Annotated in this window: 15 protein-coding genes; 9 read left to right on the forward strand and 6 right to left on the reverse strand. The window is 57.1% G+C overall.

Annotation, left to right across the window (positions count from 1 at the left end; translation table 11 throughout):
- From hisD to RA28_RS07070, 4 genes are all read right to left on the reverse strand, one after another.
- Positions 1 to 1329: a histidinol dehydrogenase gene (hisD, locus tag RA28_RS07055; protein WP_039525054.1), complete on the reverse strand. Its 1329-nt coding sequence runs from the start codon at positions 1327 to 1329 to the stop codon at positions 1 to 3.
- Positions 1330 to 1338: 9 nt separating this feature from the next.
- A complete protein-coding gene (locus RA28_RS22990; RefSeq protein ID WP_241481080.1) occupies positions 1339 to 2286 on the reverse strand; it encodes an ester cyclase in 948 nt (315 codons plus the stop codon).
- Complete coding sequence (locus RA28_RS07065; RefSeq protein WP_039526126.1) at positions 2286 to 2822, reverse strand: ester cyclase; 537 nt, start codon at positions 2820 to 2822, stop codon at positions 2286 to 2288. The genes RA28_RS22990 and RA28_RS07065 overlap by 1 nt, the downstream gene beginning before the upstream one ends.
- Positions 2823 to 2960: 138 nt before the next feature.
- Entirely contained in the window at positions 2961 to 4007 is a 1047-nt protein-coding gene (locus RA28_RS07070; protein WP_039525056.1) for an ABC transporter ATP-binding protein, read from the reverse strand.
- Positions 4008 to 4292: 285 nt separating this feature from the next.
- Between RA28_RS07070 and RA28_RS07075 the strand changes: the two genes are divergently transcribed.
- The 5 genes from RA28_RS07075 to RA28_RS07095 all read left to right on the forward strand — a co-directional run bounded on the left by RA28_RS07075 (position 4293) and on the right by RA28_RS07095 (position 9746).
- Positions 4293 to 5522, forward strand: a complete 1230-nt coding sequence (locus RA28_RS07075; protein WP_082029743.1) for an ABC transporter substrate-binding protein — start codon at positions 4293 to 4295, stop codon at positions 5520 to 5522.
- A gap of 75 nt (positions 5523 to 5597) precedes the next feature.
- Positions 5598 to 6629, forward strand: coding sequence for a carbohydrate ABC transporter permease (locus tag RA28_RS07080; protein WP_039525059.1), 1032 nt, complete (start codon positions 5598 to 5600; stop codon positions 6627 to 6629).
- Positions 6630 to 6631: 2 nt separating this feature from the next.
- On the forward strand, positions 6632 to 7516 hold the full coding sequence (locus RA28_RS07085) for a carbohydrate ABC transporter permease (RefSeq protein ID WP_052261319.1): 885 nt from the start codon (positions 6632 to 6634) through the stop codon (positions 7514 to 7516).
- A gap of 43 nt (positions 7517 to 7559) precedes the next feature.
- Complete coding sequence (locus tag RA28_RS07090; RefSeq protein WP_039525062.1) at positions 7560 to 8696, forward strand: nuclear transport factor 2 family protein; 1137 nt, start codon at positions 7560 to 7562, stop codon at positions 8694 to 8696.
- Between the two features lie 57 nt (positions 8697 to 8753).
- Complete coding sequence (locus tag RA28_RS07095) at positions 8754 to 9746, forward strand: nuclear transport factor 2 family protein (protein ID WP_039525064.1); 993 nt, start codon at positions 8754 to 8756, stop codon at positions 9744 to 9746.
- A 40-nt stretch (positions 9747 to 9786) separates the two neighbouring features.
- Here RA28_RS07095 and RA28_RS07100 read toward each other — a convergent pair whose 3' ends face one another.
- Together RA28_RS07100 and RA28_RS07105 are read right to left on the reverse strand one after the other, a co-directional pair.
- Positions 9787 to 11025 (reverse strand): Tm-1-like ATP-binding domain-containing protein, encoded by a 1239-nt coding sequence (locus RA28_RS07100; protein ID WP_039525066.1) that lies wholly within the window; start codon positions 11023 to 11025, stop codon positions 9787 to 9789.
- Between the two features lie 12 nt (positions 11026 to 11037).
- Positions 11038 to 12522 carry an aldehyde dehydrogenase gene (locus RA28_RS07105; RefSeq protein WP_039526135.1) on the reverse strand — a complete coding sequence of 495 codons (1485 nt, stop codon included), beginning with the start codon at positions 12520 to 12522 and terminating at the stop codon, positions 11038 to 11040.
- Positions 12523 to 12699: 177 nt separating this feature from the next.
- Between RA28_RS07105 and RA28_RS07110 the strand changes: the two genes are divergently transcribed.
- The 4 genes from RA28_RS07110 to RA28_RS07125 are packed head-to-tail and all read left to right on the forward strand — an operon-like array spanning position 12700 to position 17071.
- Positions 12700 to 13638 carry a tripartite tricarboxylate transporter substrate-binding protein gene (locus RA28_RS07110; protein ID WP_039525070.1) on the forward strand — a complete coding sequence of 313 codons (939 nt, stop codon included), beginning with the start codon at positions 12700 to 12702 and terminating at the stop codon, positions 13636 to 13638.
- Between the two features lie 58 nt (positions 13639 to 13696).
- Positions 13697 to 14230 (forward strand): tripartite tricarboxylate transporter TctB family protein, encoded by a 534-nt coding sequence (locus RA28_RS07115; protein WP_052261320.1) that lies wholly within the window; start codon positions 13697 to 13699, stop codon positions 14228 to 14230.
- Complete coding sequence (locus RA28_RS07120; RefSeq protein ID WP_039525074.1) at positions 14230 to 15834, forward strand: tripartite tricarboxylate transporter permease; 1605 nt, start codon at positions 14230 to 14232, stop codon at positions 15832 to 15834. Before RA28_RS07115 ends, RA28_RS07120 begins: the two co-directional genes overlap by 1 nt.
- On the forward strand, positions 15815 to 17071 hold the full coding sequence (locus RA28_RS07125; protein WP_039525077.1) for a cytochrome P450: 1257 nt from the start codon (positions 15815 to 15817) through the stop codon (positions 17069 to 17071). The genes RA28_RS07120 and RA28_RS07125 overlap by 20 nt, the downstream gene beginning before the upstream one ends.
- The last annotated feature ends 5 nt before the right edge of the window (positions 17072 to 17076 follow it).

Here is a 17076-nt window from a genome sequence, read left to right on the forward strand (position 1 = left end):
TTACTCAGCGGCCTCGACAGGTGCTACGGGTTCGCCGTAAGGGACATTTCGACCACCGTACCGGCGCACGCGTATGTTGCACTGTTCAGCATGGCCGACAAAACCTTCGAGCATGCAGAGCCGAGATCCATACTCGCCGATCAAAGCGGCGGCTTCATCGGTCGTGACTTTCTGATAGCTGTGCGTTTTCAGGAACTTGCCGACCCATAGGCCCCCTGTATAGCGACCGGCTTTTTTCGTCGGCAAGGTATGATTTGTTCCGATAACCTTGTCGCCGTTGGCCACGTTGGTACGCGGCCCAAGGAAAAGCGCACCGTAAGAGTGCATATTCTCAAGGTACCAATCATCCCGGTCGGTCATGATCTGCACATGTTCGTAGGCCATGTCATTGGCGACCTGAAGCATTTCCTCATGCGTGTCACACAAGATGACGTCTCCATAGTCTTCCCAGGACGCAGAGGCGGTTTCGCTTGTAGGAAGGACTTGGAGAAGGCGGTCGATTTCGGACAGCGTGCCTTCGGCCAGGTTACGTGAGTTTGTGATCAGGCAAGCGGGTGAGTTGTATCCGTGTTCGGCCTGGCCCAGCAGATCGGTCGCACACATTTCGGCATCTACGGTTTCGTCCGCGATCACCATTGTCTCGGTCGGACCAGCGAAAAGATCGATCCCCACGCGGCCAAACAGCTGTCGTTTCGCCTCGGCCACAAATGCGTTGCCCGGTCCGACAAGCATATGGACGGGATCGATGGTTTCCGTGCCGATGGCCATTGCGCCGACGGCCTGAATGCCGCCCAATACGTAAATCTCATGCGCGCCGCCCATATGCATTGCCGCAACAATCGCCGGATGGGGGCCGCCATCGACCGGCGGGGCCGAGGCCACAATTCGCGGAACACCAGCGACCTGGGCCGTCAGCACCGACATATGCGCCGAAGCCACCATTGGGAATTTGCCCCCCGGCACATAGCACCCGACGGACTGAACCGGTATATTCTTGTGCCCAAGAATAACGCCGGGCATCGTTTCAACCTCGACATCCGTCATCGAAGCGCGCTGTGCTTCGGCAAACCGACGGATCTGCGTCTGTGCAAAACGGATGTCTTCCATTTCGCGCGTCGAGACCTTTTGCATCGCCGCCTCGATTTCCGAAGCGCTGAGGCGGAACGCGTCCGGGCTGTATCCATCAAACTTCTGGCTGAGCTCGCGCACGGCAGCGTCACCGCGTGTTTCAATATCTGCAAGGGTCGCTTCCACCACCTTGCGCACCTTGGCGTCGTCTTCAGCGCGGGCTTCCGCAGGTTTGCCGGATTTCAGGTATTGGATTGTCATATCAGCCTCCTAGGCCGCAGGTTGTGCGCTAAAGTCAAATGGCATCTCTCGTCCCCAGCCTCTTCCGGCGAAAACGTCGCCGCCCAGTTGCTCGACGATGCTGGCAAAATCGACCCGAACGATGTTCTCGGCGATTTTGGTGCCTTCGATGCGCCAGAAATCGATGTAGGGGATGCGGATTTGCTGCCCTGTGGCCTCGATACCCATAAAGTCACGTTCGAGGGTTGCGTGGCAGGCGCCGAAGCAGGCCGCCCAGTCTCCGTCCTGCATGAAGTGAGGCGTCACAAAGTCCCGATTTCCGAAGAATTCGCGGAAGGGCAAATACCATCCGCTTTCAAACTCATCGAGACCATGCTTCAGGCCGCAGCCGTAATTCGCGTCCCACACAAAATCCTCGTGAAAGAACGCGGATACATCCACGTCGGACCGTTGTAACGCGGCTTCCATCGCCTTTACGATTTCAAGCGGTTCGGCCGCGGCTCCGTGTCCCTGTTTTCCGCGCCACAACCGTGCGACGGGCGGATCGAGTCTGTCCCAGCCTTTGCCCTGAAAGACGTCCCAACCCAATTGAGCTGCAACGCCGGCGAGGTCGACATTGACTTTGTTATAAGCGATGCGCCCGTCCCGTATCTGCCAGAAATCCACATACGGAACACTCAGAGGCCGACCCGAGGGCGGGATTCCCATGAAATCGCCTGAATGCGTTGCGTGGCATGTTCCGACACAGGCGACCCAATCGCCGTCTTCCAGCCATAGGGGGGTGTCGAACCTTCGGTTGCCAAAGGCGGCCCGGAAGGGGTGTTGCCAGCCTGTCTGGAACCCGCGCAGGCCAGTCTTGCGGCCGCACCCTGCGTTTCCGTCCCAGATAAAGTCTTCGTGGAACCAAGGCGACATATCGGTCTCGGAACGCCCCAGCGCCTGTTCCATATCCTTGACCAGATCGAGCGCGGCGCCCATCACGAACCTCCGCCGGGTCTGGGCGGCGTTGCCTCGCCCCGGTCGTAGCTTTCCCAGCCTTTGCCCGCAAAAACATCGTGGCCAAGCTGTGATAACACATGCGGAAAGTCGACCATGACCCAGTTGTCCTGAATCTTGCCGTTCACCACTTTCCAGAAGTCCATATAACGGATCTCAATCCGTTTTCCGGTCGGCGCGATTCCCATGAATTCGCCGGAATGCGTGGCCTCTTGGCGACCAAATGCAGCCGCCCATTCGCCCATGTACAAACGCGCTTCGTCGACGCAAACCTTGTCGGAAAATGCAGCCTGGAATGGGCGTTGCCAATTGTCCTGGAACTCCTGCAGCCCAGTCTTGGTGCCGCAGCCGGTGTTGCCGATCCATCGAAACCCCTCGGCAAAGAACTCGCCGATGTCACCGATACGATGGTCGTTCAGTCCGTCGACCATGCCCTCGATCACTGCGCGGGTGTCTTCTGTTTTGCTCATGTCCGTGTCGCGGCTCAGCACGGCCTGTTCTGGGCGGGACCCTTTCACGCGGTATCCTCCGGAGTGTGTTGACGGGCGCTTGGCCCAAATGTTGTTTTTGCGCAGGCCTTCGGCGTTCCCCGCAGTTCGGCGATGGGTCGGCGCTTGCAAAGCAATTCCACGGTCGCGGCTTGTGCACCGGGTTCGTCAATCCAGACGTTGGCCGGTGTCCGCATCGAAGATGTGGCAAATATCGGGGGGAATGTTCACGGATGTGTGGTCTCCGATCTCTGCCCTGTATTCTTTACCAGCCCGTACGGATGCGATCGTGCCGCCCATTTTGAATGTCGCGATCGTGGCGTCACCCAGCAATTCCAAAGAATACAAGGGCGCGCCGGAGGTCCCGTTCGGGTCCAGCATTGCGTCCTCGGCCCGGAACCCGAGGGTGATCTTGCCCTCATGCGTGGTCGGAAGGCCGCTGATAGAGACATTGCTGCCGGTGAACGTGCCCCCGGAAACCTCACCTTCCAGCAGGTTCATTGCGGGGCTGCCGATGAAGCTGGCCACAAACGTGTTTGCCGGTCGGTCGTAAATGTCTGTCGGGGTGCCAACCTGCTGAACCACGCCTTTGCTCATGACCACAACACGGTCGGCCAATGTCATGGCCTCGATCTGGTCGTGCGTCACATAGATGGTCGTGACCTGCAATTCGTGGCTGAGGTTCTTGATCTGGTGACGGGTCGATACCCGCAGCTTCGCGTCGAGATTCGACAACGGCTCGTCCATCAAAAACACGTTGGGCTCGCGCACAATCGCACGGGCCAACGCGACCCGCTGCCGCTGTCCGCCCGACAATTCGGCGGGGCGTCGGTGCATGAAATCCGTCAACTCGACCATTTCCGCAGCACGTCTGACACGTTCATCATGGGTAGATGGGTCTGTTTTTCGGACCTTCAGCGGAAAGCGAATATTCTCGTAGACATCCAAATTGGGGTAGAGCGCATAACTTTGGAACACCATTGCAACGTCCCGGTCCTTGGGGTCCAGATCGTTGACGACTTTGCCGTCGATCGTGATTTCGCCTTCGGTCACGTCCTCAAGCCCCGCGATCATGCGCATGGTCGTTGTCTTGCCGCAGCCCGACGGGCCCAGCAGCACAAGGAACTCTTTGTCGGCAATCGTCAGATCGAAATTCTGAACCCCGACAAACGACCCCCAACGCTTGGAAATGTTCTTAAGCTGAATCTCGGCCATTTCGCTATCACTCGTTGCATTCGTTTTCAAAAATGTGCCAGCGAATGCATAATTTGGCAAGCGCAACTTTTGCGGAGTCCAAAGTTTGCACCAAATTTGAACGCAAGCACTAGCGATTAACTGTTAAAAATAAGAGAAATAGGGTGCGCAAAAGGAAATTCTTGTCACGGATCGTTTTATTGGCATAATGATGAATGCGAATGCATAAAATCGCAACTTCACGCGATTCGACAACACAGCGGGCGCGCAGCCCGCGAAACAGGGTCCAACCGGAGGGTTCAAATTATGTCTTTCATGAAAAGTTTTGCGATCGGTACCGTCGCGACGCTAATGGCGACCGCGGCCTTTGCCGAGTGTGAGATCGCCAGCGGCAATGTGAACGTGCTGGCCAACGACTTCCCTGCGCTCAAGGCGGTCACGGCTGCAGCGGCGGAATGCACCGGCGGTGTCACGGTCTCGGCAAACCACAACAAAGACTTCCGCAACATTACCGTGCAGGCGTTGACCGCGAACCCGGCAGAATACACAGCCGTGGTGGTCGCCAACTCTTCGATCGTACCGCTGTTGAACGAGGGCCTGCTGCGTCCGCTGGACGATCTGGTTGCCAAGCACGGTCAGGGTCTCAGCAAGAACCAGCTGATCACCATCGACGGCAAGATCATGGCAATCGCGTTCATGGCCAACGCGCAGCACCTGTTCGTTCGTCAGGACGTGCTTGATCAGATCGGAAAACCGGTGCCGGCCACTTGGGAAGAGGTTGTGGAAACCGGCAAGGCCATCAAGGACGCCGGCATCATGGATCACCCGTTCGCGTTCCTCAGCATGTCCGATTGGAACCTGGGTGAGGAATTCGTGAACATGTACCTCGGGCACGGCGGTGAGTTCTTTAAGCCTGGAACAGCAGAGCCGGCGATCAACAACGAAACGGGCGTTGCCACGCTGAATATGATGAAAGATCTGGTGTCTCTGTCGAACCCGGACTTTCTGACTTACAATACAGCGACCGTGGTTCCGATTTGGAAATCCGGCGATCTGGCAATTGCACAGCTTTGGGGTTCGAGCGGCGGCGAGTTGCTGGCAGGTGAAGGTGCTGCGGAAGGCGTTGCAGAAAACACTGTACTGGCCAGTGCCCCGACTGTCGCTGGTGGCGACACACCGGCGTCCACCCTGTGGTGGGACGGTTTCACAATCGCCAAGAACATCTCGGATGAAGATGCCGAAGCGACGTTTATCGCGATGATGAACGGCATTTCGCCCGCAATGGTCGAGGCGAACAATGACGCTGCCGTTTGGTTGATGGATGCGTACAACCCCGGACCGGCAGCAACGGGCGTTGCTGCAACAGCGACCGGAGGAGCCGAGCCGTATCCGATGTTGCCCTACATGGGTCTGCTGCATCAGGCGTTCTTTGAAGAGCTTCCCGATTTCCTGCAGGGAAATGAAAGCGCCGAGCAGACGCTTGCAGATATCGAGGCTGCCTATATCGCCGCGGCGAAAGAGGCCGGATACCTCTGATCCTGATGGTCCGGGGCCACGAACGGCCCCGGACCCATTTGATGTTAGCCGAATTGCTGGATTGGGTGCCTTGCCATGAAACATCGCACGTTCTTTTGGTTTATCCTGCCGTCTTTGGCCGCAATGATCTTGTTCATTGCACTTCCCACTGTTTCGGTGGCGATCCAGTCCCTGTTTGTCGAACACGAACAGGTCATGGTCGAGGTCGAAAACTGCGGTCCTTTCAAATGCGAAACGGTGCTGCAGGTCGATAACGAAGCAACCGCGGCGCTTCAGGAAGACGCACCGCTTGGTCGTTTCAACGGTCTGGGAACCTATACAAACCGGAAGCACCTCGCCTTTGAACAGGTCGGCGTCGCGTGGAATGAAACTGAATCATTGGGCGCGTTCCTGTCAGAGTTGCTGAACCTGCCATTCTACAAGGCACTCATCTTTACGCTCACGTTTACGTTTGTCGTCACACCTTTTGTGATCGTGCTTGGGCTGGGCGTTGCACTTGCGGTCAATACCGTACCGCGTCTTTTCAAGGGTCCGACGATTTTCGTTTCCCTTTTGCCAATGATCGTGACGCCGCTGGTCGGGGCACTGATCATTTTCTGGATGGTCGATGCCGATGGTGTGATTGGCGCGACGCTTCAGAGAATCTTCAATAACCCGAACCTGTCGCTCAAGGCCTCGATGCCGCTGACATGGATCATGTTGATCGTGTACGGAATCTGGAGTTCCACGCCGTTCAGCTTCATCGTGTTCTATGCCGGCCTGCAGACCGTCCCGAAAGAAACGTTGGAAGCTGCGAAAATTGACGGTGCGTCTCGGTGGCAGGCCATTCGATATGTCGTCGTGCCCTACATGATGCCGTTGGTCGTGTTCATCACTCTGATGCAGCTTATGGACAACTTCCGGGTGCTCGAACCAATTGTGGCGTTCCAGGCATCTGCAAAGGCCACGTCGCTTTCATGGATAATTTACAATGACTTGCGCGGTGGCGATATCCCGCAATTCGGATCGGCTGGGGCCACGTCCATTCTGACCATCATCGGTGTGGCGATCCTGTTGACCCCTGTGCTGATCCGCACTTGGCGCGACTTTAACCGCAAGAGGGCCTGATCATGTCAACATCCGTCGCAGACAGAAAATCCAAGGGCCTTATTTGGTTTACCACAAGTTTTGTTGTCTTGTGGGTTTTTATCGCCGCGGGGCCGTTCCTTTGGACGGTTTGGGGATCATTCAAGGTGCAGCCCGACTTCTTCTCAAAGTCGGATTGGACGAACGCAATATACGGAGTGATGACCAAGGCAGAAACCGGAAGCGCCTTTACCGGCGCCGGTTACTATGGCGCGTGGGTCGAACAAGAATTCTGGCGCAACTCGATCAATACCGCGATCGTGGTGTTCTTTACGGTTCTGATTTCTTTGACCCTTGGAACGTTGGGCGGATACGCTTTGGCGCGCTCTGGCTACCGTTACGCATTCTGGTTACTGATGATTGCGCTGGTATTCCGGGCCATGCCGCATGCCACATTGGTGTCGGGTTATCTGTTGCCGTTCTTTGAGTGGAATATTTGGGGCCGGTTGTCGACAACGATCATCGTTCTCGTTGCAATCAACCAGCCGTTTACGCTTTGGATGCTGCACTCTTTCTTTCTGAACATACCCAAGGATATGGACGAGAGCGCGATGGTTGACGGCTGTACGCGGTTCCAGGCCTTTCGGTACGTTATTATTCCGGTAATGTGGCCCGGCGTCATCACCACAGGTCTGTTCAGTTTCTTGCTGGCTTACAATGACTTTACGATTGGTGCGGTGTTGCTGAACTCGGAAAACCAGACCATGGTGCCAAAGATCGCGAGTTTCCTTGGCACGGTTCGCGAAACAGGCGACGTGATGTTCGCTGTCGCCGCAGCCGTAAGCGCACTGGTTCCGCTATTCTTCCTGATCTTGTTCTTCCAGCGCCAGATCGTCAGCGGACTGACTGCGGGTGCGGTAAAGGGATAAATCCAACGCATTTCCGACCACATTGCGCTGACAAGGAGGGAAAATGTCACGGAACTATGGGGCTGCGCAGCCGTTGGTCCGCCGGAACATGCCGACGGGCTATGACATATCGCTGCGCGACTACACCAAGAACCGAACAGTGCGAATTCCGCAGGAATTCGGCCCCAAACAAAGCCTTCGCGGGTTTGAAAAAAACTATAACAATATCGTCGATTACATCGTTCGCATTACCCACCGCATCTGGGAAACCGATGCGCGCGACGTCGACTACATCGGTGCCTGTTATGCGCCAAGTTCGCTCATATACGACGACTACGGTCTGCAGACCGGAAGCAAGAAAATCATTGCCGACACGCATCATACCACGGGTGCATTCCCGGACATCGTTCTGGATGCCGAAGAAGTCATCTGGGCGGGGGATGACGAGGTCGGATTTCATACCTCGCATCTGACACGGATCATCGGAACAAATACCGGGCCAAGCCGTTACGGTCCCGCGACTGGTAAAAAGATCGGTGTGTTGGTCATTGCCAACTGCGTCGCGTTGGAAAATGATATTTTCCAGGAACATGTGCTCTACAACACTTCGGCGATGCTTCAGCAGCTTGGCATCGATCTTTGGGAGGAAGCAGACCGATTGGCGGCTGATCCGCCGCCCGGTTGGCCCCGCAGCCAGCAAACTTGGGATGACCTGCGCCGCTCGGCATCGCCTGCGCAGCCTTTGTCCTTGACCGATCCCGTAGACGGGTTCGACCCCGACGCATTCGCGCGCCGTCTGCACGACAACATCTGGAACGGCGACATGACCCTTATCGATTCTGAGTACGTCGCCGAATTGCCTTTCGAAGGCACGACCGAGCGCAAGTTCAATGGCATCGTTGCGTATAAAGACTATGTTAGCAGCCTACGCGCGGCGTTTCCCGACTTGTCGCTGCACGTTGACGAGATCTATTGGATGGGCAATGACGCGGACGGTTGGTTGATCTCGACGCGATGGAGCGCTGAGGGAACGCACAACCGCGACACAGAAATCTACCGCACGGCGACCGGAGCCGCCTGTCAGATCTGGGGGATTACGCAATGGCGTGTCGTGCAGGGCCGCGTGCAGCAGGAATGGCAATTGTTCAATGAATTGGATCTGATGATGCAGATCGCGAAGGCACGCCAGAACGCGGTCTGAGTCAAAAAACACGTCGGGCACGACCGACGGCACACTAAACTTGCGAAAGAAAAAGAAATGTCAGAACTGCAATCCGCAAAAACTCTGGTGCGGAACTACTATGACGCGCTGGATGCAGATCCGGTAACGGCTGCCAAGGCCTACTTCGCACCAGATGCCATCTGGCGCGGGTACCACCCATTTCACGAAATCCATGATCCGGTCGAGGTGGCCGAGCGATTCTGGGTTCCGCTGCAATCCAGCCTGCGGCGGATGCAACGCCGGTTGGATATCTTCCTGGCCGGTGAAAACCATCTTGAGTCCGAAGGTGTCTGGGTGGCTTCAATGGGGCACCTGATGGGCCTCTTTGACGCGCCGTGGTTGGATATCCCGCACACGAACAAGATCGCCATGCTGCGGTATTCCGAATTTCACCGCGTCGAAGGCGACCGGATCACCGACACGGCCATGTTCTTCGATATTCCGCACCTGATGGCACAAGCCGGGCTGAACTTGTTCCCTTCGCAAACCGGTGCGCAGCTGATCCAGCCCGGACCAATGACCCATACAGGCGTTATGTTCGATCCGCAGGACCCCGAAGAAGGTCGCAAGACCCTTGCCGCGATTGAATTCATGGTGAACGACATTCGAGACTGGAAAGGGCGCGAGGAGCAGGGGCTTGAGGAAGAATTGCCGCGCAGCTGGAACGACGACATGATCTGGTGGGGACCGACAGGTATCGGATCGACCTACACGATCGAGCGCTACATCAAGCAGCATTCGGGCCCGTTCCGGGATGGTCTGGCCGACAGGCACTTCAATGGGCATATCGCGCGGATTGCCGAAGGTGAATTCGGGGGATTTTTTGGCTGGCCAAACCTGACACTCAGACCATCAGGCGGCTTCATGGGAATGCCCGCGACCGACAAGCTGAGCGACATGCGCGTCATCGACATGTACCGGCGGTCCGGCGACAAGCTGACCGAGAACTGGATCTTTATCGACCTGTTGCACTTCTGGAACCAGCAGGGGGTCGATCTGTTGGCGCGTATACCCTACATGCGCGGATAGTCAGGCGACTGGCCCCGCGCTTGCATTGGGCAAAACCGGCTTATGTGGCTGCTTTGACCTGACCCGACGCGATCCAGTCATCGATGACCCGCAGCGCCGCGTCCGCAAACAGCGGGTCGTTGATGTGTGCATCCAACTCGATCAGGGTCGCGTTGTCGGGGCAGTGCGCGCGCACCTCTTGCACAAAGGCGGCCAAGCCTTCGGGATCGCTGAGCGGACCGCCCGGCCGATCCCATTCGTTTCCGCCTTGTGTTGGCAAGATCAAAGTTGTCGGACCCTTTGCCAGCGCCAACTTCGTACAGATTGCGCGCGCCATGTCGCGGCGTTGGTCGGCGGTCATCATAACCGACGAAAGCAAACGATTATGCGCGTGGGTTTCCTGACCGGCCAGCGTGGCCGGTGTGTCCTGCCAGCCAACAAAATCCACCAGATCATAGCATCCGATGGACACGATTTGCGGCGTGCCGAACAACCCGGCCGCAGTCATTCGATCCGCGCCCGCGGAAACCGATGAACCCATCAGATGATTGCCGACTTCCTGCGGTGCGAAGTCCATTACGGCGGCAAACCGGCCTTCCGCGGCAAGGCTCTCAAATGCGCGACCGCCCATGCCGGTTGCATGGAACACGGCCACTTCGAAACCACGCTCTTCCAGTGCCGGTTTCAGCGCAACCATATATTTAAGGACAGTTTTTCCAAACGAGGTCATCCCGATCAGGGGCTTGTCCCGGCTTGGTCTTTCCACCGCTTTTGCGGCCCCCAAAACGGCGCCCGCTGCCTGGCTCAGGGACGCTTTGCAGACGGAATTCAAACCGTAAAGCCCGCCGGCCCAAAGGATCATCTGAATATCGGCCGGCAATCGTTCGGGTGGGATCAGGGGTGAAAACGAGACGGTTGAGACAACGTATTTGGGCACGCCGACCGGAAGGGCCGAACAGATATCCAGCGCAAGATCTGTGCCCATCGTACCGCCAAGCACCAAAGCGCCGTCGATCTTGCCTTCGGCCTGCAAACGCGCGGCAAGGATGGCACCGCCTTTGGCCATGATTTGCATGGCCGTGTTTTCATCCCCGCTGTCGATGGCTTCCTGAATGCTGTGTCCGCCTGCTTCTGCAACATCGTGCTTGGAGATGTCGGTGGGTTTTGACGGGTCGCCTAGTACGCTGACGTCCATGCTCAGAACCTGACCACCCTGTGACTGGATTTTCTCGGCCAGATAGTTCAGCTCGTCATCTTTGGTGTCATAGGTTCCGACGAGCAAGATGGTCGTATCAGTCATTGCAGAAAGTCCTCAGATTTTGATCCAGGCGGTTTTCAGGTCGAGGTATTTATCGAAGGCATGCAAGGACTTGTCATGCCCGTTGCCGGATTGCTTGACCCCGCTCAGGGGAACGGTGATGTCCGCGCCCCCGTATGTGTTGACATGCACAACACCGGCTTGAATGCGCTTGATCATCCGGTGTGCGCGGGACAGGTTTGAGGTCCAGACACCCGCCGCCAAACCGTAGTCAGACCCGTTCGCAAGCGCCACGGCCTGATCTTCGGTGTCGAAAGCTTGAACGGTCAGCACGGGGCCGAACACCTCGTCCCGCACGATGCGGTCATCGGCTGCGACACCTGTCACAATTGTTGGGGCCATGTAAGTGCCACCTGTTTCTTGCAGGATGCGCGTGCCGCCCGTTGCTATGTTTCGCCCGGCAGCGCGTGCTTCGTCGATAAAGGCAAGGTTCTGCAACAGTTGCCGTTCAGAATTGACAGCGCCTGCGTTCGTGCCGGGATCAAGAGGATCACCGACTTGCATCGCCTCGGCATGTGCGACCAGCTTCTGGACAAATGCGTCATGGATATCGCGTTCGACCAGCAAGCGAGAACCGGCGATACAAACCTGACCAGAGTTTCGGAAAATGCCCGCAGCAGAGACTTTGGCGGCTTCGTCAAGATTTGGGGCATCTGCGAAAACGATGTTGGGCGACTTGCCGCCAAGCTCAAGGTAGACGCGTTTCAGATTCGATCGTGCCGAAGCTTCCAACAGGCGGCGCCCGGTCGCCCCAGATCCGGTAAAGACCAGAACGTCGACATCATGCGACTCGGCGATGGCGGCCCCAACCACGGAGCCTTCTCCGGTCACCACGTTCAGTACGCCGGGGGGAATGCCAGCATCCAGCGCAAGTTCAGCCAGCCGGACAAGTGTCAGCGACGCTGTTTCAGCCGGTTTCAGGACAACGGTGCATCCTGCGGCAAGGGCAGGGCCAAGTTTCCAGCTGCCGATCATCAAGGGGAAATTCCAGGGGACAATGGCGCCGACGACCCCAACAGGTTGCTTGTGGATCAAGCCCAATGCGTCCGGCGCGGTCGGGGCGATCTCTCCATAGATTTTGTCGATGGCCTCGGCGAAGTGGCGGATCGTGCCAACGGCGCTTAACGGCTCGGCCTTAAAGGCCATTCCGATTTCAGTGCCATTGTCCCGCACGCCAAGAACGGCCAGTTCTTCCGCCTCAGCCTCAATAAGATCGGCCCATTTCAGCATGGCTTTCTTGCGCGCTGCTGGCGGCAACAGGGACCAGCGCCCATCATCGAACGCAGAGCGCGCCGAAAGGATTGCGGCCTCGGCATCTTCTGCGGTGCCTCTTGGGATCGTCGTCAACAGATTGCCGTCGATCGGCGATGTAACGTCCAGAGTATTGCCGTCTGACGCCGCCCTGCGTTCGCCGTCAATGATGTGACTGGCAGGAGGAACGGTACGGGCACGCAACGCCGGAATTCTGGAGAAATCCAATTTACACTCCCAAAGGTTTATTATTTGAACCGCCAGTATCAAAAAAAGTGTCAGATTTTTAAGGTGCATTTGTCAATGATGATTTTTTTGTTGACAGGTTAAGATTCAAGTTCAGAATAAATGATACTAAAGGTTCATATAATAAACCGAATAATAAGCGCATCGCAGGGAGATGACATGTCCAATACAACCAAGGCCCTTCTGGCCGCGCTCGCTGTTGGCCTCGCAGGTCCAGCCTTTGCTGAATATCCCGAAAAACCAGTCAGCTTCATCGTTCCGTGGCCTCCGGGCGATCTGGAAGACGTTCTGACCCGTATGATCGCAGAAGACTTTCAAGCGGAATATGGCGTGCCGGCGGCGGTGGTGAACAAGCCGGGCGGCGGCGGCGGTCCTTTCCCCGGCGCGGTCGAGGTCGCAACGGCCCCGGCGGATGGCTATACGATCGGGTCTTTTGTGCCGGCGGTGTCGCTGATCGGGCACGAGATCGATATTCCAGAGCTGACGCCCGAGAAATTCGACCCCATCGGCATTTTCCTGACATACCCATTTGTCATAGCCGCGTCAGGCAACGCACCGTATTCTTCGATGGACGAGCTTGCGGACTACGCGAAGGAAAACGACGTTTTTCTGGGTCATTTTGGCGACGTCCTTACGCCGACCCAAGTGACCAAGGCACTTTCGGCAACCAAAGGGTTTGAATGGGCTGGCGATGCGCCATTCGATGCCCTTGATTGCAACACTCTTGCCTCGGGCGATGCTGATGTCATCAACACGACGCTGCAGCTGATCCTGCCATGTCTGGACGATGTCAAAGTTCTGGTGTCGATCACAGGCGAGCGCATCAGCAAAATCCCGGACACGCCTGCGATTGGCGAAGTCGAACCGACATTGGACATTTCGCTGTGGAACGGTCTGTTCGTGACCAAGGACACACCGGCCGATGTGCGTGAGAAGATTGCCGCCGTCGCGGAAAAGACAGTGACCAGCGAACGCGCACAGCAACTGGCCGAAGAAACCGGCGCGCTGGTCTATTGGCTGAACGCGGATGAAAGCGCGGCTGTCATTGCAGAGGACAAGGCGACGCTGGGCACAATCGGCTCGGCACTCGGTAACTGAGAACGATCGCTAAGAGGGCGGTCCGCCGCCTTCTCAGACAAGGCAGGAGCCCTTCCACATGGACAATTCCGAGCTTTTGAAAGTCAAAACAAAGACGTCCGGGCAGGTCGTGTTTGTCGTTGCGGGGCTTGTCTTGTCCTTGTTGCTACTGTCGCAGATCGGAACGCAGACAGAATGGTCCGAACGCGCGCGCAACATCGGCAGTCAACCGCGACTGTGGCCCGCAATTGCTCTGGCGGTGATGGTGGCAGGATTTGCCATTCACTATTGGCTGATGCGCCAGCGGCGTCCCAATGCTTTGGACTGGGTCGAAACGCGCCGCTGGTCAGAGCCGCTGGAATATCTGGTCTGGTTTTTGATCTACGTCGCCGCAGTACCGCGTCTGGGCTTCATGCCGATGAGTATTCTGTTTGCCTGCGCGCTGACCTACCGGTTGGGCTATCGCCACAAGGCCGCGCTTGCCATTGCGGCGGGCTTCGCCATCGCAATGGTCGTGCTGTTCAAAGGGCTGCTGGGCGTGAACATTCCGGGTGGTCAGATCTATGAGCTGTTGCCCGATTCAGTGCGAACCTTCTTTCTGGTGTATCTCTGATGGACCTGATCCTTTCCGCAGTTGACGTTTTGGCCCGTTGGGACGTCATGCTGGCGCTTCTTGTCGGAGCGGTCGGCGGCGTGGCCATTGGCGCCATCCCCGGCGTCGGTCCTGCCGTCGCCATTGCGATCCTTTTGCCTGCGACCTTTTCGATGGACCCGATTGTCGGGTTGACGCTGCTGCTGGGTATCTATGGGTCTTCCATGTACGGCGGATCGATCCCCGCAATCCTGATCAACACGCCGGGTACAGCTGTCAATGCGCTGACGACCTATGACGGTTTTCCCATGACCCTGCGGGGCGAGGGGCGTCGCGCCTTGTCTTTGGCTTACTCGGCCAGTTTTTTGGGTGGCATCTTTTCGGTCGTGTGCCTGATCTTTCTTTCTCCGGTTCTGGCCAAAATCGCTCCGATGTTCGGGTCGCGAGAGATCTTTCTGGCCGCTTTGCTCGGGCTGGTTTTGGTGGTCGTCGCGCATAAGGGGCAAATGGCTATCGCGGCGGCTTTGGCTGGTTTCGGAATCCTCGTCGGCACCGTCGGATTGGAGCCCGCTGCCTATACCCGCCGGTATACCTTTGGCCAAAGCTGGTTGGCGGGCGGGTTCGATCTGATTGTTGTCGTGTTGGGCCTCTTCGCGCTGTCCCAGGCGTTCCTGCTGCTGACTATGGACGACGAGAAAATCCGCCTGCCAAGATCCCGCGGCTCATTGTTCCAGGGGTTTCGGGAATTGGCAAAACACCCCCGCGTCGCCGGCATTGCGGCGAGTTTTGGGGTCGTTATGGGGATGATCCCCGGCGTTGGCGAATTCACTGCCCAGTTCATGTCGTACACCACCGCCCGGAGGCTTTCCAAAAACCCAAGGGCGTTCGGGCACGGATCGTCGGAAGGTTTGATCGCATCCGAAGCCGCCAACAACGCGGTCCCGGCGGCGGCCATGATCCCTTTGCTGGCGCTGGGCATTCCGGGTGAGGCGTTGACCGCAATGATGCTGTCGGTTTTCTACGTCCACAACGTTGTTCCCGGCCCGGGGCTCTTTCAGAACGACATGGATTTTGTCGTCGCGCTTTATATTGCGCTTTTGGTCCTGAATTTGATCGTTGTTGGGTTCCTTCTGGTTTCCACCGGGTGGCTGGTTCATCTGACCCGAATCCCCAACCGGTTCTTGGGCATGTGCATCTTGCTGCTCAGTTTTGTGGGGGTTTACTCGATCCGCAACTCGGCGATGGACTGCATTATCGCGGCGGTGTTCGGCCTGTTGGGTTTCATTCTCAAACGGCTGAACATGCCCATCGTTCCCATCATCCTCGGCATGGTTCTTGGGGGCATTATGGAGGTCAAGCTGCGCGCCTCATTGGCACGTGTGAAGACACCTTTGGACTTCATCGACCGCCCAATCGCGTTTTTGCTGTTCTGCGTGATCCTGATCATCATCGGATCAACCATCTGGCGGGTCCGCAAAGAGTGGCAGCCGGTGGATCGACGTACGCTGCAGAAGAAAGCCTCGAACACTTTCTCGAAACGCATTTCGGGCCGTTCGCATCGGCATTTCGAAAACCGGAAGAAACAACAAAGACGGAGGCGCTTCTATGACCATGTGGGTTCCTGAAGACGACGGGTTTGCCGACCTCGGTTCGCATGACAGCTTTGCACAGGGTGCGCCTTACAACACCTTTGCGCGGCTGCGTCGCGAAGCACCGTGCCATTGGTCCGACTTTGACGGGGGCAAGGGCTATTGGTCTATTACGCGGCACGCGGATATCGACAAATTGGTTCGCGAGACCGAGACCTTCTCGTCCGCGCGTGGCATCCGGATGGAGGACCAGACCCACGAAGAGTACATGGCGCGCAGGACGTTTCAGGAAACCGACGGCACTGACCATCGCAAGGTTCGGATGAAAGTGGCCAAGGCATTTTCGCCCAAGGTCGTCGCCGGGTTTGAGGATCAGATCCGCGATCTTTGTGGCCCCATTCTGGACAGGGCACTTGAAAAAGGCACATTCGACGCGACCCGCGACATCGCGCGCGAATTGCCAATGCGGATGCTGGGGCAAATTCTTGGTGTACCAGACGAAGATCTTCCCTGGCTAGTCGACAAAGGTGACGCATTGATGGCGAATTCTGATCCTGATTTCACCGATCATGTGGTGGACAAACTCGAGACAGATGAATTTCGCCTCATGCCGTTCAACTCTCCGGCGGGGGCCGAGCTATATGAATACTCGCGCACTTTGATGGACAGGAAAAACGCGACCGGTGATACCAGCGGGATCCTTCACCTGATCCTGCAGCCGGATGAAAATGGCGAGACGATCTCGGAAACCGAGTTTCGCAATTTCTTTTGCCTGCTGGTGGCCGCTGGCAATGACACAACGCGCTATTCCATTGCGGCTGGCATTCAGGCCATTGCGCGTCAGGATGGACTTTTGCAAGAGCTTCAGACAGACGAGGTTTGGGGCACCGCCGCAGATGAGATTGTGCGCTGGGCGTCGCCAGCTACGTATTTCCGCCGCACTGCGATGAAGGATGTCGAGGTTCACGGGCAGCAGATCAAAGAGGGCGACAAGGTTCTTTATTGGTTCATCTCGGCCAACCGGGATGAAAGCATGTTCGAAGATCCTTACCGTCTGACGCTGTCGCGTAAACCCAATCGGCAGCTTGGCTGGGGGCAGGGCGGTCCGCATGTGTGCCTGGGAATGCATCTTGCCCGCCTCGAGGTGCGGGTCCTGTTTCAGGAACTGGCCAAACGCATCAAGACCATCGAACCTGACGGGCCCGAGGCCTTCGTTCGGTCCAATTTTGTAAACGGCATCAAACGGATGCCCGTTCGCGTCACTTTGCAGTAGGGTCC

The sequence above is a fragment of the Ruegeria sp. ANG-S4 genome (genome assembly GCF_000814005.1).
Classification (GTDB): Bacteria; Pseudomonadota; Alphaproteobacteria; order Rhodobacterales; family Rhodobacteraceae; genus Ruegeria.